This is a genomic window from Roseovarius sp. M141 (assembly GCF_024355225.1).
GTDB lineage: Bacteria > Pseudomonadota > Alphaproteobacteria > Rhodobacterales > Rhodobacteraceae > Roseovarius.
In genome coordinates this window covers 2,313,561-2,338,340 of sequence record NZ_VCNH01000008.1, presented here as the reverse complement: position 1 = coordinate 2,338,340, position 24,780 = coordinate 2,313,561, and the positions used below count along the sequence as shown (strand labels likewise).

General features: G+C 61.2%; 23 protein-coding genes and 2 pseudogenes. 20 read left to right on the top strand and 5 right to left on the bottom strand.

What is annotated here, in order from left to right:
* Window position 1: 1 nt before the first annotated feature.
* From FGD77_RS15355 to FGD77_RS15345, 3 genes are all read left to right on the top strand, one after another.
* Window positions 2-862: a polyprenyl synthetase family protein gene (locus tag FGD77_RS15355; RefSeq protein ID WP_255011026.1), complete on the top strand. Its 861-nt coding sequence runs from the start codon at window positions 2-4 to the stop codon at window positions 860-862.
* A gap of 27 nt (window positions 863-889) precedes the next feature.
* Window positions 890-2,830 carry a 1-deoxy-D-xylulose-5-phosphate synthase gene (dxs, locus tag FGD77_RS15350; RefSeq protein ID WP_255011025.1) on the top strand — a complete coding sequence of 647 codons (1,941 nt, stop codon included), beginning with the start codon at window positions 890-892 and terminating at the stop codon, window positions 2,828-2,830.
* Window positions 2,831-2,926: 96 nt separating this feature from the next.
* A complete protein-coding gene (locus FGD77_RS15345) occupies window positions 2,927-4,018 on the top strand; it encodes a PQQ-dependent sugar dehydrogenase (RefSeq protein WP_255011024.1) in 1,092 nt (363 codons plus the stop codon).
* 3 nt (window positions 4,019-4,021) lie between these two features.
* On the opposite strand, the gene FGD77_RS15340 is transcribed toward FGD77_RS15345, so the two are convergent.
* Window positions 4,022-5,023 (bottom strand): GlxA family transcriptional regulator, encoded by a 1,002-nt coding sequence (locus FGD77_RS15340; protein WP_255011023.1) that lies wholly within the window; start codon window positions 5,021-5,023, stop codon window positions 4,022-4,024.
* Window positions 5,024-5,196: 173 nt separating this feature from the next.
* Here FGD77_RS15340 and FGD77_RS15335 point away from each other — a divergent pair, with 173 nt between their 5' ends.
* Window positions 5,197-6,564, top strand: coding sequence for a class II 3-deoxy-7-phosphoheptulonate synthase (locus FGD77_RS15335; RefSeq protein WP_255011022.1), 1,368 nt, complete (start codon window positions 5,197-5,199; stop codon window positions 6,562-6,564).
* 78 nt (window positions 6,565-6,642) lie between these two features.
* Here FGD77_RS15335 and FGD77_RS15330 read toward each other — a convergent pair whose 3' ends face one another.
* Window positions 6,643-7,365 (bottom strand): PAS domain-containing protein, encoded by a 723-nt coding sequence (locus FGD77_RS15330; protein ID WP_255011021.1) that lies wholly within the window; start codon window positions 7,363-7,365, stop codon window positions 6,643-6,645.
* A gap of 286 nt (window positions 7,366-7,651) precedes the next feature.
* Between FGD77_RS15330 and FGD77_RS15325 the strand changes: the two genes are divergently transcribed.
* Genes FGD77_RS15325 through FGD77_RS15315 form a run of 3 tightly spaced genes read left to right on the top strand, consistent with a single transcriptional unit; the run spans window position 7,652 to window position 9,726 of the window.
* Window positions 7,652-8,557 carry a YicC/YloC family endoribonuclease gene (locus FGD77_RS15325; RefSeq protein WP_255011020.1) on the top strand — a complete coding sequence of 302 codons (906 nt, stop codon included), beginning with the start codon at window positions 7,652-7,654 and terminating at the stop codon, window positions 8,555-8,557.
* Between the two features lie 3 nt (window positions 8,558-8,560).
* Window positions 8,561-9,202 (top strand): guanylate kinase, encoded by a 642-nt coding sequence (gmk, locus tag FGD77_RS15320; protein ID WP_255011019.1) that lies wholly within the window; start codon window positions 8,561-8,563, stop codon window positions 9,200-9,202.
* Window positions 9,199-9,726 (top strand): gamma carbonic anhydrase family protein, encoded by a 528-nt coding sequence (locus tag FGD77_RS15315; RefSeq protein WP_255011018.1) that lies wholly within the window; start codon window positions 9,199-9,201, stop codon window positions 9,724-9,726. The genes gmk and FGD77_RS15315 overlap by 4 nt, the downstream gene beginning before the upstream one ends.
* 9 nt (window positions 9,727-9,735) lie before the next feature.
* Here FGD77_RS15315 and FGD77_RS15310 read toward each other — a convergent pair whose 3' ends face one another.
* Window positions 9,736-10,644 carry a LysR substrate-binding domain-containing protein gene (locus FGD77_RS15310; protein ID WP_255011017.1) on the bottom strand — a complete coding sequence of 303 codons (909 nt, stop codon included), beginning with the start codon at window positions 10,642-10,644 and terminating at the stop codon, window positions 9,736-9,738.
* Window positions 10,645-10,751: 107 nt separating this feature from the next.
* Here FGD77_RS15310 and FGD77_RS15305 point away from each other — a divergent pair, with 107 nt between their 5' ends.
* From FGD77_RS15305 to FGD77_RS15295, 3 genes are all read left to right on the top strand, one after another.
* A complete protein-coding gene (locus tag FGD77_RS15305; RefSeq protein ID WP_255011016.1) occupies window positions 10,752-11,975 on the top strand; it encodes an acyl-CoA dehydrogenase in 1,224 nt (407 codons plus the stop codon).
* 182 nt (window positions 11,976-12,157) lie between these two features.
* Complete coding sequence (locus tag FGD77_RS15300) at window positions 12,158-13,264, top strand: FAD-binding oxidoreductase (RefSeq protein ID WP_255011015.1); 1,107 nt, start codon at window positions 12,158-12,160, stop codon at window positions 13,262-13,264.
* A 31-nt stretch (window positions 13,265-13,295) separates the two neighbouring features.
* Window positions 13,296-13,646 (top strand): RidA family protein, encoded by a 351-nt coding sequence (locus tag FGD77_RS15295; protein WP_255011014.1) that lies wholly within the window; start codon window positions 13,296-13,298, stop codon window positions 13,644-13,646.
* Between the two features lie 398 nt (window positions 13,647-14,044).
* Here the strand turns inward: FGD77_RS15295 and FGD77_RS15290 are convergent.
* Window positions 14,045-14,778 (bottom strand): annotated as a pseudogene (locus tag FGD77_RS15290) (SDR family NAD(P)-dependent oxidoreductase).
* A complete protein-coding gene (locus FGD77_RS15285) occupies window positions 14,775-15,074 on the bottom strand; it encodes an SDR family oxidoreductase (RefSeq protein ID WP_255011012.1) in 300 nt (99 codons plus the stop codon). The pseudogene FGD77_RS15290 and the gene FGD77_RS15285 overlap by 4 nt, the downstream one beginning before the upstream one ends.
* A 240-nt stretch (window positions 15,075-15,314) precedes the next feature.
* On the opposite strand from FGD77_RS15285, the gene FGD77_RS15280 reads away from it, so the two are divergent.
* From FGD77_RS15280 to FGD77_RS15235, 10 genes and pseudogenes are all read left to right on the top strand, one after another.
* On the top strand, window positions 15,315-15,965 hold the full coding sequence (locus FGD77_RS15280; protein WP_369682726.1) for a TniB family NTP-binding protein: 651 nt from the start codon (window positions 15,315-15,317) through the stop codon (window positions 15,963-15,965).
* Window positions 15,962-17,008: a TniQ family protein gene (locus FGD77_RS15275; protein ID WP_255011010.1), complete on the top strand. Its 1,047-nt coding sequence runs from the start codon at window positions 15,962-15,964 to the stop codon at window positions 17,006-17,008. The genes FGD77_RS15280 and FGD77_RS15275 overlap by 4 nt, the downstream gene beginning before the upstream one ends.
* A gap of 87 nt (window positions 17,009-17,095) precedes the next feature.
* Window positions 17,096-18,481 (top strand): annotated as a pseudogene (locus FGD77_RS15270) (IS1182 family transposase).
* Between the two features lie 379 nt (window positions 18,482-18,860).
* A complete protein-coding gene (locus FGD77_RS15265) occupies window positions 18,861-19,685 on the top strand; it encodes a methyltransferase domain-containing protein (RefSeq protein ID WP_255011009.1) in 825 nt (274 codons plus the stop codon).
* A gap of 216 nt (window positions 19,686-19,901) precedes the next feature.
* A complete protein-coding gene (locus FGD77_RS15260; RefSeq protein WP_255011008.1) occupies window positions 19,902-20,336 on the top strand; it encodes a hypothetical protein in 435 nt (144 codons plus the stop codon).
* A gap of 76 nt (window positions 20,337-20,412) precedes the next feature.
* Window positions 20,413-20,634 (top strand): hypothetical protein, encoded by a 222-nt coding sequence (locus FGD77_RS15255; protein ID WP_255011007.1) that lies wholly within the window; start codon window positions 20,413-20,415, stop codon window positions 20,632-20,634.
* On the top strand, window positions 20,634-22,097 hold the full coding sequence (locus FGD77_RS15250; protein WP_255011006.1) for a TolC family protein: 1,464 nt from the start codon (window positions 20,634-20,636) through the stop codon (window positions 22,095-22,097). Before FGD77_RS15255 ends, FGD77_RS15250 begins: the two co-directional genes overlap by 1 nt.
* Before the next feature lie 12 nt (window positions 22,098-22,109).
* Window positions 22,110-23,465, top strand: a complete 1,356-nt coding sequence (locus tag FGD77_RS15245; protein ID WP_255011005.1) for a multicopper oxidase family protein — start codon at window positions 22,110-22,112, stop codon at window positions 23,463-23,465.
* A gap of 47 nt (window positions 23,466-23,512) precedes the next feature.
* Window positions 23,513-24,226, top strand: coding sequence for a copper-binding protein (locus tag FGD77_RS15240; protein ID WP_255011004.1), 714 nt, complete (start codon window positions 23,513-23,515; stop codon window positions 24,224-24,226).
* 100 nt (window positions 24,227-24,326) lie between these two features.
* Window positions 24,327-24,767 (top strand): cytochrome c, encoded by a 441-nt coding sequence (locus FGD77_RS15235; RefSeq protein ID WP_255011003.1) that lies wholly within the window; start codon window positions 24,327-24,329, stop codon window positions 24,765-24,767.
* Window positions 24,768-24,780: the final 13 nt, after the last annotated feature.

Sequence of the window (24,780 nt, the reverse complement as noted above, 5' to 3'; positions counted from 1 at the left end):
CGTGCAGACGCAACTGGACGCCGCCGCACGCGACATCGCCGCGCATCTGGCGCAGGTATTGCGCCCCTATTCGGGGCATGTCGGCGATGCCATGCGTCATGCCACGCAGGGCGGCAAGCGGCTGCGCGCATTTTTGGTGCTGGAGGGTGCGCGGCTGCATGGGGTCGGTGCTGCGAGGGCGATCTGGCCCGCCACGGCGATCGAGGCGATGCATGCCTACAGCCTTGTACATGATGATCTGCCCTGCATGGATGACGATGCGGAGCGGCGCGGACAGCCCACCGTGCATGTCAAATGGGATGAAATGACCGCTGTGTTGACGGGCGACGCCCTTCAGGCGCTGGCGTTTCAGCTGGTCGTGCATCCCGAGGTGGGCAGCGGCGATGTACGCGCCGAGCTGGCGCAGACTCTTGCGCGCGCCGCCGGCGGGCAGGGCATGGTATTAGGGCAGGCGCTGGACATGGCGGCCGAGCGCGCGCAGACGCCGCTGTCGCTGGACCGGATCACCGCGCTTCAGGCCGGTAAAACCGGCGCCCTGTTCGAGTGGAGCGCGGCCGTCGGCGCGCGCATGGCCGACGCTGACCCCGCACCGCTGATCCGCTATGCCGCCGCGATGGGGCAGGCGTTTCAGATCCATGACGATGTAATCGACGTCACCGGTGACGCCGCCGCAGCAGGCAAGGCAGTGGGCAAGGATGCAGAGGCCGGCAAGGCGACATTCGTGTCGCTGCTGGGGCTGGACGGCGCACGGACGCGCGCCGCCACGCTGGTTGACGATGCCTGCGATGCGCTATCTGACTATGGCGCGGATGCGACGACCTTGCAGCAGACCGCGCGCTTCGCTATCTCGCGTCACAGCTGACCTGACGCCCCGGGGAGGGGCAGTGCCATGACCACCGAGCCGAAGACAGAGCCAAAGACACCGCTGCTGGACCAAATTGCCAGCCCCGCCGATATGAAGCGGCTGGGTGACCGTGACCTTTGCAGACTGGCGGACGAGCTGCGCGGCGAGACCATCCGCACGGTATCGCAAACCGGCGGGCATCTGGGCGCGGGCCTTGGCGTGGTCGAACTGACGGTTGCGCTGCACGCGGTGTTCGACGCGCCCCGGGACAAGATCATCTGGGACGTCAGTCATCAAAGCTATCCGCACAAGATCCTGACAGGGCGCCGGGACCGGATGAAGACGCTGCGCCAGAAGGACGGTATCAGCGGCTTTACCAAGCGGTCGGAATCGCCCTACGACCCGTTCGGCGCGGCCCATTCCAGCACCTCGATCAGCGCGGCGCTCGGCTTTGCCGTGGCGCGCGATCTGGGCGGGGCCTGCGACACCGGGCATGGGGACGCGGTGGCCGTGATCGGCGACGGCGCGATGAGCGCGGGCATGGCGTTCGAGGCGATGAACAACGCCGGGGCGCTGGGTAAGCGGCTGTTCGTCATCCTCAATGACAATGAAATGTCCATCGCCCCCCCGGTCGGCGCGCTGTCTTCCTATCTGTCACGCCTTTACGCCGAGCAGCCGTTTCAGGAGTTGAAGGCCGCGGCCAAAGGCGCCGTTTCCCTTTTGCCGACCCCCTTTCAGGAGGGTGCGCGCCGGGCGCGCGACATGCTCAAGGGGTTGGCCGTGGGCGGCACCCTGTTCGAAGAGCTTGGATTTTCCTATATCGGCCCCATCGACGGGCACGACATGGAGCAGCTCTTGCCGATCCTGCGCATGGTGCATCAGCGCGCCACGGGGCCGATGCTGATCCATGTGCTGACCAAAAAGGGCAAGGGATACGCCCCCGCAGAAGGCGCCGACGATGGTGGCCACGCAACGGCGAAATTCGACATCACCACCGGCAAGCAGAGCAAACCACCCAGCAATGCGCCCAGTTATACGTCGGTCTTTGGTCGGGCGCTGGTGGATCATGCGGCCAAGGATGAGCGCATCGTCGCAGTTACGGCGGCAATGCCGGACGGTACCGGTCTTGGCCTGATGGCAGAGCGGTATCCTTCGCGCTGCTTCGATGTGGGCATTGCCGAGCAGCATGCTGTCACCTTTGCCGCCGGCATGGCTGCAGGGGGCCTGCGCCCGTTCTGCGCGCTCTATTCAACCTTCCTGCAACGCGGCTACGATCAAGTCGTGCATGACGTCGCGATTCAGCGCCTGCCGGTGCGCTTTGCCATTGACCGCGCGGGGCTGGTGGGCGCCGACGGCGCGACCCATGCGGGCAGCTACGACATCGCGTTTCTGGCCAACCTGCCGGGATTCGTCGTCATGGCCGCAGCGGATGAGGCCGAACTGGTGCATATGGTCGCGACCGCCGCCGCGCATGACGACGGCCCGATTGCATTCCGTTATCCGCGCGGCGAAGGCGAGGGCGTCACCATGCCCGACCGCGGCGTTCCGCTGGAAATCGGCAAGGGCCGTATGATCGCCGAGGGCAGCCGCGTGGCGATCCTCAGCTTTGGCACCCGTCTGGGCGAGGTGCGCCGCGCCGCCGAGGCATTATCGGCCAAGGGCATCACGCCGACCATCGCCGACGCCCGCTTTGCCAAGCCGCTGGACCGTGACATAATCCTGAAACTGGCGGGCGATCACGAGGCGCTGATCACGGTCGAGGAGGGCGCCGTTGGCGGCTTTGGCAGTCATGTCGCGCAGCTATTGGCTGATGAGGGCGTCTTCGATCACGGGCTGAAATTCCGCTCGATGGTGCTGCCGGATATCTTTATCGATCAGGCCAGTCCAGCGGACATGTACGCGGTCGCGGGCATGGGTGCGCAAGAGATCGAGGCAAAGGTGCTGGAGGTTCTGGGCGTGGCCCAGATGGCAGGAAAACGGGCCTGATCGTTTGGCCTGCGGGTAGATATCCACAGGTCGTACGACAAACATCAGAAGCTCTGACAACCTTTTCTTAGGAAATTTACGTCTTATCTAAGGGCGATGAGATATTTTCGCCTTCTCCTTGCCGTTCTCTGGTTGGCTGCACCACTTGGCGCGCAAACGCTTGACGGGCCGTCCGGCCCCTTGCGCGTGACGCAGATGGCGGACGCGCTGAATGGCCCGTGGGCCTTTGGATTTCTGCCCGATGGCAGTGTCCTGATTACCGAAAAACGCGGGCATCTCTGGCGGCTGAGCGAGGGGCGCAAAAGCGCTGTCGGCGGCGTTGGTCCGGTTGCGGATATCGGGCAGGGTGGTCTGCTGGATATTCTGGTGCCGCGCGATTTCGCTCAGACTCGGCAACTCTATTTTACCCAGGCCATAAGGCAGGGGCGCGGCACTGGCACCGCGCTGGCCACGGCACGGCTGGAACGCGGGGCAAACACGCTGACCGATTGGCGCGTCCTCTATCAGATCGCCGCAGGCAGCAGGGGTGGCCGACATTTCGGGTCACGTCTGGTCGAGGCGCCGGATGGCACGCTATTCATGACCGTGGGGGAGCGGGGCGATCGCCCGTCTGCGCAGGATCTGGGACGCGAAAACGGCAGTGTTCTGCGTCTGACGCGCAGCGGTGATCCGGCACCTGAGAACCCATTTACAAGCCGCGAGGGCGCCAGCCCGGCAATCTGGTCCTACGGACACCGTAATCCGCAGGGGGCAAGCCTGGACACGGACGGAAATCTCTGGATCACCGAGCATGGCGCCAAGGGTGGCGACGAGGTGAACCTAATCGCCAAAGGTGCCAATTATGGCTGGCCCGTCATCTCTTATGGCAGGCATTACTCGGGCGGGAAAATAGGCGAGGGCACGGCAAAGCCGGGGATGGAGCAACCCGCATTCTACTGGGATCCCAGCATCGCGCCCTCCGGGCTGATGGTCTATTCCGGGCAGATCTGGCCGGAATGGCAGGGTGATTTCTTTGCCGGATCGCTAAAATTTGGCTTTATCTCCCGCCTCTCGGGCGATCCGCTGCGCGAGGCTCAACGCTTGCAAGGCCCCGAAACGGCCCGCGTACGCGACATTCGCGAGGCGCCAGATGGCACGATCTGGTTTCTCAGCGAAGGGAACGGGGCGCTGTATCGCCTTTCACCGTGAACGTCAGACCGACAACCGCGATGATTGCGTGCCGCGTTCGCGGTAGGGCGTGGTGTTGTAATGCGCGCGATAGCATTTCGAGAAATGCGACGGCGACGAAAATCCGCAGGCCAGCGCCACGTTGATCACCGTCATATCGGTCTGCATCAGCAGGTTGCGCGCCTTTTGCAGCCGCAACTCCATATAGTAGCGCTTGGGCGAGCGGCTGAGATAGCGGCGGAACAGACGCTCCAATTGCCGGGTCGACATGCCGGCATCGCGCGCCAGTATTGCCGGGCTGATCGGCTCTTCTATATTGGCCTCCATCATCTGGATGACCTGGCTCAGCTTGGGGTGTCGCACGCCGATACGGGTGGGCACTGACAGGCGCTGAGTGTCCTGATCGGTGCGGATAGAGGAGTAGATCAACTGATCCGCAACGGCGTTGGCCAGCTTTTCGTCATGGTCCCGCGCAATGATGCCCAGCATCAGATCGATGGATGACGTGCCGCCTGCCGTCGTCATGCGGTTGCCGTCGATGGTAAAGACCGATTTCGTCAGATCAACCTCGGGAAATTCCTCGGCAAAGCTGTCGTGGTTTTCCCAATGTATCGTCGCGCGCTTGCCATCCAGCAAACCGGCGCGCGCCAGAAGGTAGGATGCCGTGCAAAGTCCACCGATTTTCAGCCCGCGCCGGGCTTCGCGGCGCAGCCAGTTCAGCATGCGCTTGGTCGCGGCCTGATGAATCTCGATTCCGCCGCACAGCAGCACGGTATCATCTCGCGACAGCTCGCCCAATGGTCCGTCCAGTTGAAAGCGCGCGCCGGCGGAACAGACGATAACGTCGCCGCCGTCACCGATCACCGTCCAATCGTAAAGCGGCGTCTCGGCCATACGGTTCGCGATGCGCAGACATTCGATAGCGGCTGCAAAGCTGAGCAATGTGAAGCTGTCCAGCAAGACAAATACAAAGCGGCGCGGGGCATTTTGTGTGCCAGGCGGGTTTTGCTGCTGGGGTCTGGGCATGGATCCGTATCCTCCGCTACCGCTCGGTGTTTATCCGTGTTCCACGAAAAAGTCGTGTTTGACAAGAGATTGAACGCGGATTTGGCCGCGCCGCAGCAATATTCGTATGGTCACTCGGCGGCGTCTTTAGTATATAGCCGGTTCAGATTTGCTTAAAGTGCGGAGTGCAGACAATGGCAGAATGGACAAAATCCGACTGGCGCGACAAGCCGCGCATCCAGATGCCAGTCTACACCGATTCGGGTGCGTTGAACGCAGTCGAGGCGCGTCTGTCGCAGTTTCCGCCGCTGGTCTTTGCCGGCGAGGCCCGCAGGCTCAAGGCGCAGTTGGGCGCGGCGTCGCGCGGCGATGCGTTCCTGCTGCAGGGCGGCGATTGTGCCGAGGCGTTTGATCAGTTCAGCGCCGATGCGATCCGCGACACGTTCAAGGTAATGCTGCAAATGGCAATGGTGCTGACGTTTGGCGCCAAGGTTCCGGTGGTCAAGGTCGGCCGCATGGCCGGCCAGTTTGCCAAGCCACGCAGCGCCCCGACCGAAACGGTGGATGGCGTAGAACTGCCCAGCTACCGCGGCGACATCATCAATGAATTGCCATTTTCCGTGGCTGCGCGCGCGCCGGACCCCACCAAGATGTTGCAGGCGTACACCCAATCGGCGGCGACGCTGAACCTGCTGCGCGCGTTTTCCAAGGGCGGCTATGCCGACATGAACAAGGTCCACAGCTGGACCCTGAGCTTTACCGAGGGCGAGAAGGCCGCGCGCTATCGCAAGATGGCCGGGCGTATCGGCGATGCGCTGGACTTCATGCGTGCGGCCGGTATCGACAGCGCCAGCATCGAAGCGCTTCAGACGGTGGATTTTTACACCAGCCACGAATCGCTTCTGCTGGAGTATGAGGAGGCGCTGACCCGCCTCGACAGTACATCGGGCAACTGGTTGGGCGGATCTGGCCACATGATCTGGATCGGCGACCGCACCCGACAGCCGGACGGCGCGCATGTGAATTTTGCCAGCGGGGTACTGAACCCCATCGGCCTGAAATGCGGCCCCAGCATGACCGAGGACGATCTCAAGGCGCTTATGGCCAAGCTGAACCCCCAGAACGAGGCAGGGCGCCTGACGCTGATTGCACGCTTTGGCGCGGGCAAGGTGCAGGAGCATCTGACACGCCTCATCCGCACCGTTCAGGCCGAAGGCGCGAAAGTGCTGTGGGTGTGCGATCCGATGCATGGTAACACGATCAAATCGGCATCGGGCTACAAGACCCGCCCGTTCGATGCGGTGCTGCGCGAGGTGCGCGAATTCTTTGCCGTGCACAAGGCCGAGGGGACGATCCCGGGTGGCGTGCATTTCGAGATGACCGGCCAGGACGTGACCGAGTGCATCGGAGGAGTTCATGCCGTCACCGATGAAAACCTGAGCGATCGCTACCATACCGCGTGCGATCCGCGCCTCAATGCCTCGCAATCGCTGGAACTGGCGTTTCTCGTGGCCGAAGAACTGTCGGCGCTGCACCAGGATCGGCACGCCGAAGCCGTCTGATTTCAGAAGGGGTCGCGCAGTACATCCAGCGCGGCCTCTTTTTCATATATCGATCCACGACCTAAGGCGCGGGCCGAATTACACCTTTACCAAGCGCAGATAAGCACGTTCGCCTTTAAGCTGCGGTGAACTGGCCTTGGCTGTTGTTTCAGAAATCGCCTCAACATTACGACCGATAGACGCGCGCCGTGGGGCACAGGTCGGCACGATCATGGGTATGACCCTGTCCAGCGGTGTAATCTGCACATCCGTGATGTCCATACGGCGCGGTCCGCGGCCCACATTGCCTTGGGTCACCAGACATCCCAGCGCACGCGATATATCGCCCAGATCGCTGCGCAGTGGCAGGATCAACATGTCACCCTTCAGCCCCGGCGCGCCCGGACGGCCCGGCGAGTCCAGCGAAAGGCGTATCATTGCGGGCTGATCGAACAGCCGCACCAGATGGTGCGACAGCGCATCGCGATGCGCCGGCGTGATAAAGGCACTGACAGGCATACCGCGCACCTCCATCCCCATCAAATCCGTCAGGTGACTGCCGGCAATCCGCATGCGGGCAAGGCCCGGCGCTATCCGTTCGAGGATGAAAGCGTTGGACAGCAGCGGCTCGATCCCACGGGGGTCGATGTCCGAACGGCGCGGTACGTCGCCTCCCCGGCGCGTCCGCTGCCAGTAGGCAATAAAATCGGCCATCGCGGCGCTGTGCCGCGTCAGGGTGCGGGGGGCGCCGTCTGCGCCGGGGGGCACGGCGCGCAAGCTGGCCGCGTTGCGGCTTTCGGTCATATCCATTTCGCGCGTCATGTTGTGCAACCTTTCCCGCCTGTACTGGCGCCCTTCATGTGACGGTAGAGCCGCGCCGCTACCGACGGACGCCCGGCCATCGCCGTAAAATCCGCCCCGGCGCAGGGACCGCCAGAATAGGTGGGCCGCAACCCGTCCCATGTAATATGCCACAACTGAGATCGATTTTATCTAAAATCCGATACAAATGGTTAACTCTGCCTGAGCGTGGCGCGCGACGGCCCCGGTGCCTTGCCACGTCGGCGCGCAAGGCTTAGGGATGTGGCGCAAACCGGCAGGGGGCGACATGACGACATCCCGGACAGTGAATTCGATGACAGGCTTTGCCGCCGGGCGCGGCGCCGAAGGCCCGTGGTCCTGGACGTGGGAACTGCGCAGCGTCAACGGCAAGGGGTTGGATCTGCGCCTGCGCGTGCCTGACTGGATCGCGGGGCTGGAAGCCGCGTTGCGGGCGCGCCTGTCCGGCGCAGTGGCGCGGGGCAATGTATCGCTGACCTTGCGTGTGCAGGCCGAGGACACAGGCGGCCGGCTGCGTGTGAACTCCACCCAGCTGGACGATGTTCTGGCGGCAATGGCCGAGGTCGAGGCGCGCGCGATGGCCTGCGGTCTGTCCTTGGCACCCGCGCGGCCGGGCGACATCCTGTCCGTGCGCGGCGTGCTGGAGACAGCCAGCGACGAGGCCGATACCGACGCTTTAAAAACCGCGCTTTGTGACGATTTCAAAAGCGTTCTGGCTGATTTCACTGCCATGCGCGCCCGCGAGGGGGCCGCGTTGCACACGCTGCTGGAGGGGCAGCTGTCCGATATCGCCCGCCTGACCGAGGACGCCGCCGCCACCGCCAAGGCCCGCGCGCCGGAAATGGCGACGGCGCTAAACACCAACCTTGCCCGCGTGATGGACGCCGCGAGTGGCGCCGATCCAGCCCGCGTCGCGCAGGAACTTGCACTGATCGCCGTCAAGGCCGACGTGACCGAGGAAATCGACCGTCTGCGCGCTCATGTGATCGCGGCCCGTGATCTGCTGACCAGTGGCGCCCCGGTTGGACGCAAGCTGGATTTCCTGGCCCAGGAATTCAACCGTGAGGCCAATACACTGTGCTCCAAGGCGCAATCCAGCGCCCTGACCGCCATCGGGCTGGAGATGAAGGTCGCTGTCGACCGGATGCGCGAACAAGTCCAGAATGTGGAGTGAGATATGACTGACCGCCGCGGCCTCTTGATCATCCTGTCGTCACCCTCGGGCGCCGGCAAATCCACCCTGTCGCGACGTCTGCGCGAATGGGACGAGAACGTGCTTTTCTCGGTTTCGGCCACAACCCGAACCGCGCGCGAGGGCGAAATCGAAGGAAAGGATTACTACTTCCTGCCGACCGAGGATTTCAAACGCCACGTCAACGAGGGCCAGATGCTGGAACACGCGTTCGTCTTCGGCAATCTTTATGGCTCGCCCAAGGGGCCGGTCGAGGCGGCGATCAATCAGGGGCGCGACGTTCTGTTCGACATCGATTGGCAGGGCGCGCAGCAAATCCAGAACTCGGATCTGGGCAAACACACGCTGTCGATTTTCATCCTGCCGCCATCGATAGCCGAACTGCGCCGCCGTCTGGAATCGCGCGGGCAGGACAGCGCCGAGGTGATTGCGAAACGCATGCAGAAAAGCTGGGATGAGATCAGCCATTGGGCCGAGTATGACTATGTCCTGACCAATGATGATCTGGACGCGACGGATGCCAAGCTGAAGCAGATCATCGCTGCCGCGCGCCTGCGCCGCATCCAGCAACCCGCCCTGACCGAGCATGTACGAAAGCTGCAAATGGAATTCGAGGACCGGACATGATTTACGCATTTGAAGGCCATACGCCCGAAACACCCGAAGACGGGGATTTCTGGGTCGCACCCGGCGCGCATGTGATCGGGCGCGTTGTGCTGGAGGGCGGCACCTCGGTCTGGTTCGGCGCCACGCTGCGCGGCGACAACGAGGTGATCCATATCGGCGCCGGGACGAATGTACAGGAAAATTGCGTGATGCACACGGATATGGGATATCCGCTGACCATCGGCGCGGGCTGCACGATCGGGCACAAGGCAATGCTGCATGGCTGTACCATCGGCGACAATTCCCTGATCGGCATGGGCGCCACAGTGCTGAATGGCGCGGTGATCGGGCGCAATTGCCTGATCGGGGCAGGGGCGTTGATCACCGAGGGCAAGCAGATCCCCAACGGGTCGCTGGTCATGGGCGTGCCGGGCAAGGTGGTGCGCGATCTGGACGATGCTGCCATCGAGGGCCTGCGCAAAAGCGCACTGGGCTATCAGGACAAGATGCGCCGGTTCCGGGTCGGGTTGTTGCCGCTGGGGTAGGTTTTTTCGCTAGCGCGGCAGCAGATCATCCTCGCCGATCTGGGTGGCCAGCCAGCCCCGGAACTTTGTCAGCGCACCATCGCCGGTCTTGGCGTCGGGCCAGATCAGATGATAGGCGCCCGGACTGGGCGTCGGCCCGCCCCAGGCAATAGCAAGGCGGCCCGCCGCAATATCCGCCTCGGCCAAATACTCCGGCAACAGGGCCACACCCAACCCATGCAGCGCGGCCTGCGTGATGGTTGAAAACTGGTCATAGATCGTGCCCGTCACACGACCCGTCTCTACGCCTTGGGCCGCGAACCATGCGCGCCACGCGTCGGGCCGTGTCTCCATATGCATCAATGGCAAGTCGAGCAGGCTGGCCGCGCTGACGGGCGGTTTTGCCGCGATCAGGGCAGGCGCGCAAACAGCAACGACCGCCTCGTGTTGCAGACGCATCGTTTGTGTTCCAGGCCAAGCGGTATCACCGAAATGTATTGCTGCGTCAAATGGTTCCATTGCAAAGTTAAACTGTTTTATCCGCGTCGACAGGTTCAATGTCACCTCGGGGTGGCTACGCGCGAAATCAGGCAGGCGTGGCACCAACCAGCGCATGCCGAAGGTAGGCAAGATCGCCAGATTCAGCGCGCCACCCGACGGGTTGACCGTCAGTTTCAGCGACGCCTGCGCGATCTGGTTCAGCGCCGCGCGCACCTCGGCCGCGTATTGCACTGCGTCTGGCGTCAAGGCAATGCGTCGCCCATCACGAACGACCAACTTGATGCCTAACTGCTCTTCCAGCGTTTGGATCTGACGGCTCACGGCGCTTTGCGTCAGCGCCAGTGCCTCGGCGGCGGTTGTCGCGCTGCCCAGCCGGTCTAGCGCTTCGAGCGCGCGCAAGGACGCGATGGAGGGCAGAAACCGGCGGGGCAGGGCCATGTATTCCGTTTCCTCATGGATTGGGACAAAAGACTTGGTGTTCTTTTGGGCTTATACGCCTTATATGGCAAGCAGAACGCATGATAAACTCATGGAAAGGTAACATTATGAGCCTCGATACCCCAGCCCTCAAAGCCAAAGACGCTCCCGACCTGTCCAGTTTCGACTGGAAAGACCCCTTCCGTCTGGACGACCAACTGCAAGAAGAAGAGCGGATGATCGCCGAAAGCGCCCGCACCTTCGCGCAGGAACGGCTACAACCGCGCGTCATCAAGGACTACGCGGACGAGGCCGTCAGCCCCGAACTATTCACTGAAATGGGCGAAATGGGCCTGCTGGGCACCACGATCCCCGAGGAATACGGCGGCATCGGTGCGGGCTATGTCAGCTACGGTCTGGTTGCGCGCGAAATCGAGCGTGTCGACAGCGGCTATCGCTCGATGATGAGCGTGCAGTCGTCGCTGGTCATGTATCCGATCTACGCCTACGGCACCGAAGAGCAGCGCCAGAAATACCTACCCAAACTGGCCACCGGCGAGTTGATCGGCTGCTTTGGCCTGACCGAGCCTGATGCGGGCAGCGACCCTGCCGGCATGAAGACCCGCGCCGAAAAAATCGACGGGGGCTACCGCCTGACCGGTGCCAAGATGTGGATTTCCAACAGCCCCATCGCCGATGTGTTCATCATCTGGGCCAAGTCCGACGCACATGACGGCAAGATCAAGGGTTTCGTGCTGGACAAGGGCATGAAGGGCCTGAGCGCGCCGAAAATTGCGGGCAAACAGTCCTTGCGCGCCTCCGTCACGGGCGAAATCGTGATGAAGGGTGTCGAGGTTGGCGAGGATGCGCTGCTACCCAATGTCGAAGGCCTCAAGGGCCCGTTCGGCTGCCTCAACCGCGCACGGTACGGCATTGCGTGGGGCGTCATGGGCGCCGCCGAGTTCTGCTGGCACGGCGCGTTGCAGTATGGCCTTGACCGCCACCAGTTCCGCAAGCCGATCGCGCAAACGCAGCTATTCCAGCTGAAGCTGGCGAACATGCAGACCGAAATCACGCTGGGGCTTCAGGCCACATTGCGCGTGGGCCGCCTGATGGACGAGGCCAACGCCGCGCCCGAGATGATCAGCATGATCAAGCGCAACAACTGCGGCAAGGCGCTGGATATCGCGCGGATGTCGCGGGACATGCATGGTGGAAACGGTATTTCCGAGGAATATCAGGTCATTCGCCATATGGTGAACCTTGAGACTGTCAACACCTACGAGGGCACGCATGACGTTCATGCGCTGATCCTGGGTCGTGCGCAGACCGGTCTTCAGGCGTTCTTCTGATACCCGGCATCCGTGGGTGACAGGGCGCAGGCAGGAAAATCCTGCCTGCGCCTTTTTCGCGCGCTGCGCAGGGCGAAAGCGCCGTTGTGGCGGGCCGGACCCCTTGGAATCCGTCTCGAATTCGGTCAATGCTGCCCGCAATCATCAGGCAGTTTACCACCAGCCCAGAGAGGACGCGTTACATGAGCGAAACGACAGATATTGTCGTCATCGGCGGCGGCATCGCAGGTATATCCGCAGCAGCCGAGCTGGCGACTGACGCGCGCGTGCTGGTTCTCGAGGCCGAGCCGCAGATGGGTTATCATTCGACGGGCCGCTCTGCCGCTATCTATATTCGCAACTACGGCAACGCCGTGCTGCGGGCGATCAACGCGTTGTCCGAGCCGACATTGGCCAATCCCGAGGGTATCAGTGACCACAGCCTGCTCTCGCCGCGCGGCGAGCTTCTGATCGCGTCCGAGGACGAAATGCCAAAGCTAGAGGCATATGCCGCCGGCGCCACTGGTCTGGACCGCCTGACGGGTGGCGAGTGCGCGCAAATCGTTCCGATCCTGCGGCCCGAACTGATCGCCGGTGCCATCTACGAGCGTAGTGCCCAAAGCATCGACGTCGACCGGATGCTGCAAGGCTACGCCCGTCTGCTGAAGGCGCGCGGCGGCCAGATCGTGACGCGCGCGCGTGTGTCGTCGATTATCCGACAGGATGGCGTCTGGCACGTCGAGGTGGACGGCACGCGTTACACGGCGCCGACCGTTATCAACGCCGCCGGCGCCTGGGCTGATGAGATCGCCGCGCTGGCCGGTATCCGGCGCATGGGGCTGCAAGCACTCCGCCGCTCCGCCGCGCTTTTGCGCCTCGGGGATGAACATGACGTCGAAAGCTGGCCGCTTTTCGGCACCGTCGCCGAGACGTGGTATGCCAAGCCGGACGCGGGCAAGCTCATGGTTTCGCCCGCCGACGAGGATCCGGTTGATCCGCACGATGCCTGGGTCGACGATATGGTGCTGGCCGAGGGGCTGGACCGGTACGAGCAGGCCGTGACCGTGCCGGTGACGCGGGTCGATCACAGCTGGGCGGGCTTGCGCACCTTTGCGCCTGATCGCACGCCGATTGTCGGGTTCGCACCGGATGCGGACGGGTTTTTCTGGCTGGCCGGGCAGGGCGGCTACGGTGTTCAGACAGCACCTGCGCTGGCCCAGACCACCGCCGCACTGATCGCAGGGCGTCCCCCGGCGCTGCCGCCCGCGACACTGGCTGCATTGGCGCCTAGTCGACGTTTTACCAATTAAACCAAATACCAACCTCAAGGAGTTCACGTAAATGAGTGACATCACCCGCAGCCATACCGGCCCCCGCATGAGCCAGATCGTCAAACACAACGGCACCATCTATCTGGCCGGTCAGGTGGGCAATGCAGGCGACAGCGTCACGGACCAGACCAAGACATGCCTTGCCAATATCGACAAGCTGCTGGCCGAGGCCGGGTCGGACAAGACGCGCATCCTTCAGGCCATTATCTGGATGGCCGACATGAAAGATTTCGCTGAAATGAACGCGGTATGGGACGCGTGGGCGCCTGAGGGCCACACACCCGCACGGGCCGCAGGCGAGGCCAAGCTCGCGACACCGGAATATCTGGTTGAATTCATTATAACAGCCGCAGAAGTTTAAATATAAAGGCCCCGGCGCCACACCCCAGCCCTTGGCATTTCGTGTTGCATAAAAGACTTAGGTTGGCCAGATTTTGGCCAATCTGACGCTTGATAAGTGTCGCCGCTTGCGTCGGCGCTGCAGGGCCAAGCCACCGCCACCCGATTTCTGCCAGAACGAGGCCTGCGGCAACCACCAGAAGCGGCTTAGACAGAACCGCAACCTACACCGGTGTCGGAGTCCTTTAACGATGAGACTGCGCCTAAAATGAAAACAATTACTTAGAATTTTCTATTGATGAGACTGGGGCAGGGGCCATAGCCGACCTTCGTTGCGGGGCGTCTGAACTGGTAAGATGCGGACTAAGCGACCGCTCATCCCAATTCGTTGAACGGCTGCTTCGTGATACGGCCCTTACTTTATGGCAAACTAAGTTGGCTCATTCTGCCGCCATCCACTGTCCAAACTTGGCCGGTTACAAATTGCGATTCATCCGACGCCAGCCATGCTGCAAGGCCAGCGATTTCCTCGGGTGCCCAGTGCGACCCACCGGGTGTATCTTTCCAAGAGATGCCTTGAAGGTGTCGGGATCACCTAAGCTTTCGATGAAAGCGGTGTTCAAATCAGTGTCGATCCAGCCGGGCGCGATAGCGTTGCACCTGACACCATCGGGACCATGATCGACAGCAATGGCGCGATTCAGCGCATGAAATCCACCTTTGGAAGCGCAATAGGCTGGATGACGCGGGTTCGAGCCGAGCTCTTCGATTGAGCCGATATTCACAATTGATCCACCCTGCGCAATCAGATGTGGCAGCGCCTGTTTGATCAACATGAAAGGGACTGTCAGATTGACCTGTAGCGTTTCAGCCCAATCTGTCTGAGACGTCTCTAGCGTTGTCCCTTCGCGCATGATTCCAGCGTTGTTAACTAAAATGTCTAAGCGCCCGGCTTGCGTGATCACGTCATCAATGACGCGCGCTGGTGCCTGTGGATCGAGGAAATCGGCTTGGATGGATGGGTGTTCAGGGTCTGCCCCGCGTTGGGCTGTGATAACACGTACACCGTTCATTGACAGTTTCTTGGCGATTGCCGCCCCAATGCCACTGCGACCACCGGTTACAAGTGCTACTTTCTCAGACCACGCCGTCATTGAACCGATTTCCCACCATTGGCTTCTATCAACGCGCCACACAGATATCGCGCTTGACCCGAGACAAGAAAGACAACCACATTGGCAATGTCCTCAGGTTCTGCAATACGACCCAAAGGAACAGAGGCGTTGAGTTCGTCGATTGCCCGGTCTGGGTCAAGACCACGCGTTTCAAATCCGGTCCGAATCATGGGCGTGTTGACCTCATTTGGGCAGACGGCGTTCACACGAATGTTTTGATGCGCGTGATCCATGCCCAGACATTGGGTCAAAGAGGCGGCTGCGGCCTTGGACACCACATAGATTGGGGGTTGGGGCCGGGATGAACACCCCAGCAAGATGCTATATTAACGATGGCACCGCCGCCCGCGTTTGCCATGATCGGGATCGCGGCGCGACACAGTTCGATACCACTGCGCGACGGAGGTTTAGAGAGTATCTGGACGAAATGGTGCGCGAGCCGAAAGACAGCGACCGAAAGTTGGTGTTTTTCACCGCACCGCCTGGTATGGGGCCCTCACGATTGTTAAGCGAATTTGCCGCACAGCATTCCTCCGTTGACTGATGAACATAGCGGACGGCCTGTGGTGCCTGTCGTGAACGAGCAAATCCATCCCAGTGGCGAGATCGCAGACTATTGCGACGAGCTTCGTGCGTCGCTGGCAATTCCCGGATACGGACCAGCCGTACGGTTGGTTTCTCTCAGGCGAACATTGGCACTACTTGGTCAGATCGACACGCGATTACTAATCCTGGAAGATTTTCACCGAACCTACAGCTTCAAGAAACACCAGATGATCGCCTACCAGAACTTCGTTCATCATTTAATTACAAAGTACGATATCAGGGTTGTCCTCACTGGCGCGCCGCGCATCTGGCGATGGGCCATGGAAGACGAGCAAACTCTTGGGCGTTCGCATCATCTTCAGTATCGGGCGTGGACACCACATGACGACGATTTCATTGAGTTCCTTGAAGGGTTCGAGCGGTGGTGTCCTGTGAGGGAAGGGGGGTCGCTTTCGAGTGACCCTAAAGCCCGCAAGGCAATCGTCGGTAAGACTCATGGTATCTGTCGGGAGGTAATGCATGCGCTCACGCGCCTTGCCGTCTTTGCCATCGTGTCCGGCAGCGAGCGTTTGGACCTGGAAACCTGGTTGAACTTTCGCGATCAGGATTTGCCCTCATGACCGTCACACCCTATGCGATGGAAAGTTTGACATCGTTTGTTCACCGGGCGGCCGCTATGAAGTCGATGGACAGCCGTTCTTTTGTTCGCAGTCTGTTTCCGTCACCAGACTACCAGAATGCTGTGCAGATTCCAGATGACCTTGATGCGCTTGATCATGGTAAGGTTCTCGGAGGGTTAACCGTCGCCCTGGATCCCTTGAAGAAAAGGCTAGACCTTCTTACCCTTCCCGGCACTCAGCCGGGGATACATACAAAGTGGTTACGCAGGGCAGGGGGCAATGGAATTGATGGCGACACCTTTGGTGCAAAACCCAGTATAGCATGGTGCCCGCGTTGTCTCTTGTGCGATCAGGCCAGCGGCCACGACCAGTTTCTAAGACTGTCGTGGAGGTTGGTCACGCGGACCCTCTGCTGGAACCACCGCCGACCGCTCACGACCCACTGCCTTGCCTGCAATGACCGGGAGGCGGGAACGGCCTTCATCTTCGATGGCCGGAATATTTCACTGGCCTGCCGAGTGTGCGGATCCTATTATGCGACACAGCTAGGACTTTCCGACATGTCGGGCAGAACAGCTCTTGCTCTTGCTACAAACAGGCGCGTGCAGGCCGCTTGGAATGGCGCGATCCAGTTTGAGCAGGCTCTTGAAAGAAACTTATCAGACCGATCCAAGCGCCGAAACAAAAGAGAATTCCAGAATTTCGTGGTCGCCTTCGCCAATATGTTAATGAAAGCCAGGCGCGGGGAGCGGGCGCTGATCGACTTGTTCGTCAGCCCTGCATTTCCCGCTCGACGCAACCCACACAATATAACGTCTATGAGCCGACCATATCGCGCGTCTTCAATAGCTGTGCGCCGTAAAACGCATGGTATAATAACCGCTCTTCTTAAAGGGCGTACCAACCTGTTCACAATCAACGGACTGAAGAATGGGCCGTGGGGCAGGGATCCTACCTTCCAAGAGATACGCGCAGACTTGGAACCCGAACAGAACGCTGAACTTGATCGCCTGTTACTCAGTTTTCCGGCGAAGTGGTTTTGAAGACATGGCTTATTTTGTTGAAAAACTCACACTTGATTGGCGGCTGGCCAGCTGATTCAATTCCCGTACCGAGCGGGAGGATTGACGATGATGGGTCCGAGACAGGAATCGCAACCGGAGCTGTTCTACGAGTTTTCACTCGAGGATCATGTCCCTCAAGATCACCTGCTGCGCGCCATCGACCGTTTCGTAGACCTGTCCGGTATTCGGCAGCACCTGTATAATTCTACAGCCATACCGGGCGCCCGTCTGTTGACCCCGAGTTGCTGATCCGGATGCTGCTGGTGGGCTACTGCTTTGGCATCCGTTCGGAGCGTCGGCTCTGCGAGGAGGTGCATCTGAACTTGGCGTATCGCTGGTTTTGTCGGCTCGATCTATCGGACAAGATCCCGGACCATTCGACGTTTTCCAAGAACCGGCACGGCCGTTTCCGCGAAAGTGAGCTGCTGCGCCACCTCTTCGAAACAACGGTCGCACGCTGCATCGAAGAGGGCTTGGTCAGCGGGCAGCGCATGGCGATTGATGCCAGCCTGATTGAGGCGGATGCGAACAAGCAGAACTCGACAGCGAAGGAAGACTGGGACGCGGCACGCATCGACCCAGCGAATGCACCCCGCGCCGTGCGCGAGTATCTCGACACGCTGGACGAAGCAGCCTTTGGCGCCGCCAGCGAGGTCCACCCCAAGTTTACCTCCCATTCCGACCCGGCCAGCCAGTGGACAGCGGCGCGTAAGGGTCCGGCGTTCTTCAGCTATTCCGACAATTACCTGATCGACACGGATCATGGTGTGATCGTCGATGTCGAGGCGACGCGTTCAATTCGGCAGGCCGAAGTTGGATCCACAAAGACCATGCTGAAAAGGGTGAAGGCGAAGTTCGACCTGCACCCGGAGCGGCTGATCGCGGACACCGCCTACGGCACAGGCCCGATGCTGGGCTGGCTGGTCGACCGAAAGATCGCCCCACATATTCCCGTCTTCGACAAATCTGGCCGCAGCGATGGCACTTGGAGCCGGGCTGACTTCGAGTGGGACGCAAAGAACGATCAATACATATGCCCCGAGGGTCAGACATTGAAGCAGTTCCGCCGGAATTATTCCGACCCGAACCGGGGACCAATCGGCAAGGGACGTGCCAAATATCGCGCCCTGAAACTGACGTGCCAAGCTTGCCCGTCGAAACCGAAATGCTGCCCGAACGCCGACGCCAGATCGATCACCCCGCGAGGAAAACGAAGACGCCCGCCAGGTTGCCCGTGATATCGCCAAGACCAAGCAATACGACATCTCGATGAGGCTCCGGAAGAAGGTGGAGATGCTGTTTGCTCACCTCAAACGCATCCTGGGACTTGGACGGCTCCGATTGCGCGGCCCATGCGGTGCAAATGACGAATTCCTCCTCGCCGCAACCGCCCAGAACCTCCGAAAACTGGCCAAGATCTTCCCTGCACCGCAGCAATCGCGCAAAGCCTGACAAAGAAGGCGCGCGCCCTGCCAAATCCCTAAAATTCTGCGCATGCGAGCGGGTGTTTTTCCACAGAATGGGCGGAAAGTGTGCATTCGCCGCAAGTGCGATCCGTTGTGAATCATGATCTAAAAGCGGACCTACAACCGGCGCCGACCCCTTGGCCCCGTTCTACATCGCAGCGGTCTGGTCAGAGTCCTTACTGGCTTTGATTTCAAACGCAAAACTTGGCGCGCAGGTACTACAGAGGCGGCGAGACGAAACCTTTGGACGCGGTGCCGGTAATGGACTGTAATTAGAGTATCTCCATCGGCTTGTTCGCAGAACTGATCCAAGTTTTCGTGGGTGTGCTATAGTGATTTAACGAAATGAGGGGGGGGGGGGCGCCATGACCAAGGCAGATACCTTTTCCGCACTGGAAAGCTGCGAATGGTCGAATGAGAGCGTGGCGCACTCCTATGCGCGGGTTGTTTCAAAGGCGGCCGACATGGTGGTGTCGCACCTGGTCGCCGCGGTCCGGGCCGGACCAGAAATCAAGGCGCTCGATCTGTGTTGTGGGCATGGCAATGTGACCGCCGGTTTGGTCGAGGAGGGGGCCAGTGTGACCGGGCTCGATTTCTCACCGGCGATGCTCGATATGGCCCGGTCAGCCGTTCCAGAGGCACATTTCATCGAGGGCGATGCGATGAACCTGAGTTTCGACGCCGCGACGTTCGATGCCGTCACTATTGGTTTCGGGATGCCACATGTGCCCGACCCGCCAAAAGTGCTGAGTGAAACCCGCCGGGTGCTGCGGCCTGGTGGGCGGCTGGCGTTTTCGGTCTGGTGCGGACCTGAGGTGGACACGGCGCTGGGCTATGTCTTTGGCGCGATGGAAGCGTATGGGCACCCCGATATCGCGCTGCCGCCCGGACCGGGGGCGAATGACTTTGCGGATCCGGCGCTGGCCTTTCCGGCTTTGGAGGCGGCCGGGTTTGGTGAGTGCTGCTGCACGACGGTGGCGTCGATGTGGCGGGTTGCCGACCCGGGCGCGCCCTATGATTTCTTCCGCGAGGGGACGGCGCGGGGCGGGGCGCTGCTGCGCCCGCAACCGGACGTAAACGCGGCGGCGATCCGCGCGGCGGTGGTTGCGCAGGTGCTGGACAAGCATGGCGCCGGGCCGGTGTGGACCGTGCCGATACCGGCGGTGGTGACGTCGGCGGTGGCGGTGTGATCACTGCTCTGGAGTGCCCCCATCGGGCGGCCCGGTTGGACCAAGCGTCATGAAACCGATCCGGGTACATCTTGGCCGGGCCACAAGCCTGCCCAGACAGGCGGGACCACCTCACCGGTTTGCTCCAACACATGCACAGGACCGGCCCGAAAAGGGCGGCACGGCAATACGGCCTCACGAAAAGTTTGGTCCCACCACTCTCAATTGAATTGACAGGTGTCCCGCTTTGCCCGCAAAACGCTTTGCATGCCGCTCAAGAAAATCATCTCAGCATGTCCCAAGGGTCTCTCATACCTTGCGGTCATCTGCGCTTTGATGTTCTTGCCGCCCTCTGCAACCCACGCGGCCTCGGGTATGCACGGCGACCAGCATGGCGCGACGGCCCACTCGGACCACGCAGTTGCCAAACATGCGCATGGCGCCACTTCGGCAAACTCCACGCATGGCGCCAGCGAGGGTGCTTCCCAAGGCGAGCACGAGAAGGCGGCATCGGGCGAATGCTGCAGCGGAATCTGCACCTCGGTTGTCCTTGATGAATCGGGCTTCGCTTTCGCCCGGCATGCTGAGCGTGGCAAATACCGGACGGTTCTTGCCCAGCCGGACTCGATTGAACCAACCGGGTTCTTACGGCCCCCTTTATACCTGATCTGAGCCAGAGCCCTTAGCGGGTTTTTCGCTTTGCGCATGTCCGTGCGTGAACCCGACGTCGATCAATCAGGTTACCATCATGAAAATCCACTTATCCATCGGGGCTTCGGCCCTCGCGCTTGGCGCATGTGCCAACGCGCCTGCACCGCTGCCTGACGTGACGGCGCAGCAGGCGGTCACCGATACCGCAGTCTCCTCGCCGGTCACATATCAGGACCCCATGGCCGGATACACCTATCGAGGCCCCACCGGCCCGCGCGACTGGCGATCCGTCAACCAAGAACAGTCGGAGGGCAATTGATGCGCCTCAAGAGCCTCCCAGCTATCGTTAGTTTCCCGTTGGTCCTCGGCGCCTGCGCCACCGCAATTCCGGGCGCTTATACGGACCCCAACGCAGGCTTTGCCACGGTGTCGGGCCAGACCTCGGCCGCCATCGGCAAGCGCACCGTCTTCGCCCAAACGCAGGCCCAGAACGCAACGTTGGCCCGCGAGGTGCGCGCCATGGTGCAGGGCAAAACGATCTCGGCCGACACCGCCGTTCAGGCCGCGCTTCTCAACAATAAGGGACTGCAAGCGTCCTATGCGAATATCGGCCTGTCCGCCGCCGAGGCATGGCAGCAGGCGACGCCTGAAAACCCGGTCGTGTCAATCGGTTTCTTAGGTATTGGGGCCGTCGAACTCGGCGCATATCGGGCAATCGAAGGCCTGATCGCAGCCAATATTCTGGATGCCAAGACACGCAAGCAGCGGGTCGCCTTGGCGGATGTAAATTTCCGCGCCGCGCAACTGACGGCGGTTAATGACACGCTGACGCTGGCCAATCAGACCCGGCAGGCCTGGATCAATGCCGTCGCAGCGTTTGAAACGGTGAGCTACCTCAAACGGGCCAAGGCAACCTCCGATGCCGGATCCGAACTGGCCCGCAAGCTGGGGGAAACCGGCGCGCTGAACAAGGCAGGACAGGCACGAGAGCAGGCCTTCAGCGCCGAACTGGCGGGGCAACTGGCGCAGGCGCGGCTGACTGCCATCCGCGCCAAGGAAGACCTGACACGGCTGATGGGGCTTTGGGGGGCGGACGTGGACTACTACGTGCCCGACGCCCTTCCCGCATTGCCGCGTTCTGTGGGGCGGATCGCCAATATCGAGGCCAAGGCCTTGCAGAATCGGTTCGATCTGCGCGTGGCAAAGCTGGGGCTCGAGGCGCAGGCGGCGGCGTTCGGATTGACCGACCAAACCCGGCTGGTGACGGACCTTGAACTTATCGCCGGTTTTGAGACCGAGCGCGAGGCGGAGAATGGCGGCACAAGCACCGAGACCACCCCGCAGCTGGAATTGGAGTTCGCCATTCCGATCTACGACACCGGCGAGGCCCGGATGCGCAAGGCTGAGCTGGCCTATCTGCAGGCGGCTAATGTCCTCGCCGAAAAGGCCGTCAATGTGCGCTCCGAAGCGCGCGGCGCTGAGGTTGCCTATCATGCCTCCTACAAGATCGCGCGGCATTACCGCGACGTTCTGGTGCCGCTGCGCAACACCGTCGAGGAAGAGGGCATGCTGTCCTACAACGGCATGATCACCAGCACGTTCGAGCTGCTGGCGGACGTGCGCGAGAAGCTCGGCGCATCGCTCGAATCTGCCAATGCAAAACGTGAATTCTTCATGGCTCAGGCTGATCTCACGGCCGCCATTTATGGCGGCGGTGCAGGCAGCGGTGGAGCCGCGTCAGAAGGCACCGCACTTGCCGCCGGTGGCGGCGCAGGACACTGAAAGGACGATGACATGATGAACAGACGTCAACTACTCGGGGTCGGCGCGGGAGCTGCGCTGGTTTCCTCGCAGGCATGGGGCAAGACCACGAATATGGGCCTGCCCGAAGCCGCCCAGATGGACAGCGCCGCCACGGCGATCACGCCGCGCCCGTCGTCGGGCCCGGACTACAATCCCGTCGTGACACTGAACGGCTGGACCCTGCCGCACCGGATGAACAACGGTATCAAGGAATTCCACCTCGTTGCCGAACCGGTGGAACGCGAGCTTGCCGATGGCATGATCGCGCATCTGTGGGGCTATAACGGCCAGTCGACCGGCCCCACCATCGAGGCGGTCGAAGGCGACCGGGTGCGCATCTATGTCACCAACAGGCTGCCGGAACATACCACCGTCCACTGGCATGGCATGATCCTGCCCTCGGGCATGGACGGTGTCGGCGGGCTCAGCCATCCGGGCATCCCGCCGGGCAAGACCTATGTCTACGAGTTCGACCTGATCAAATCCGGCACCTTCATGTACCACCCGCACGCCGATGAGATGGTGCAGATGGCGATGGGAATGATGGGAATGTTCGTGGTCCATCCCAGGGATCCGGCCTTCATGCCGGTGGACCGCGATTTCCTGATCATGCTGAACGCCTTCGACATTGATCCCGGCACCTATGTGCCGCGCATCATGACGATGACGGATTTCAATCTCTGGACGTGGAACAGCCGGATCTTTCCCGACATCGACCCGCTGGTGGTGAACAAGGGCGACCGCGTGCGCGTGCGCGTCGGCAACCTGACGATGACGAACCATCCGATCCACATGCACGGCTACGACTTCAAGGTGACCTGCACCGATGGCGGCTGGGTGCCGGAATCCGCGCAATGGCCCGAGGTCAGCATCGACATCCCCGTGGGCGCCATGCGCGCCTATGAGTTCACCGCCGACCATCTCGGCGACTGGGCGATCCATTGCCACAAGTCGCACCACACGATGAATGCGATGGGCCACGATGTGCCGACCTTCATCGGCGTCGATAAAAAACCGCTGACCCGGAAGATCCGCCAGTTCCAGCCGGAATACATGCCGATGGGCACCGCAGGCATGGCGGATATGGGCAAGATGGAAATGCCCCTGCCAGACAATACCGTCCCGATGATGACGGGCTGGGGGCCATACGGGCCTATTGAGATGGGCGGCATGTTTTCGGTCGTGAAGGTCCGGGACGGCATCGATGCGGACGATTATTCCGACCCCGGCTGGTACGAGAATCCTCCGGGCGAGCAGGCCTATGAATGGACCGGTGAGTTGCCGGAATTTGCCTCCAACGACAGCCCGAAAACCGTGATTACTCCCAAGCCAACGTCGAAGGGCTGATCTGCCCTTCGGCTCTCTCTTCCAATCTGAAACCACAGGACAAACTGATGAAAAATCTCCTTCTGACAACTGCACTGGCCCTCACTCTGACCGCTCCGGCATTCGCCTCGGGCAGCCACGATGGCGGCCACGAGGGCGACATGCCTGCGATGCCCATTGGCATGCCGGGCGACGCCGCATCTGTCGACCGGACCATCGACGTGACGATGAGCGAGACCGAGGACGGCGAAATGCTGTTTGCCCCCCGCGAGATGACAATAGCGACGGGCGAAACGATCCGCTTCAACATCACGAACAAGGGCGCGCTTGAGCATGAATTCGTGCTCGATACGCTGGAGGGCAATGCCAAGCACAAGGAAATCATGGCCAAGATGGACATGGAGCATGACGACCCCAATTCTGTTCGTCTGGACGCGGGCGCGTCCGGCGAAGTGGTCTGGACCTTTGCCAACGCAGGCACATTCGAGTTCGCCTGCCTGATCCCCGGCCATTACGAATCCGGCATGCAAGGGCCGATCATCGTGGGCGATCAAATGGCGCAGGCGGATGTGGAATACACTGCCGGCACGATTAAGAAGATCGACGCCAAGGCGGGCAAGGTGACCATCATTCACGGCCCGCTGGTCAGCCTCGACATGCCCGCGATGACGATGGTGTTCCGCGCCGAAGAGGCGACGATTGCAAGCATGTCGGAAGGTCAGGAGATCGAGTTTGTAGCTGACCGCATCAACGGCAAGCTGACCGTAACGCAGGTAAAATGAAGTCCTGATAGGGGCGCCGATGAATTTCGGTGCCCTTCCGGGCCCAGCCCGACGGGTGATGCCCGGTCAATGGTAAATTGAAGGTGAAGGAATTATAGAGATGAAATGGGGAATGATATCGCTGGCTGTGATCGCGGCGGTTGCAGGGGCGTGGTATGTCATGCAGCCTGATGAAATGAGCATGAGCACTGAAGCCAGAAACGCGTCACCCTTGCCGGGCGATGCGATGGTCGCCGTCACAGTGCCGGCATCACTGTCAGAACAAGAAGAGATCGGAAAGCGGGCCTATGATGCCGTTTGCGCCTCCTGCCACGGTGAGAACGCACAAGGCAAAGAAGGGACGGCACCCCCGCTGGTTCACAAGATTTACGAACCCAGCCACCACGCAGACATGGCGTTCGTTTTGGCCGCACAGAACGGTGTGCGCGCGCATCATTGGAAATTCGGCAACATGCCTCCCGTGAAGGGTGTCACGCAGGCCGACGTGCTGAACATCATCGCCTATGTTCGGGTGCTCCAGCGCGAAAACGGGATCAATTGACCAATGCAGATAC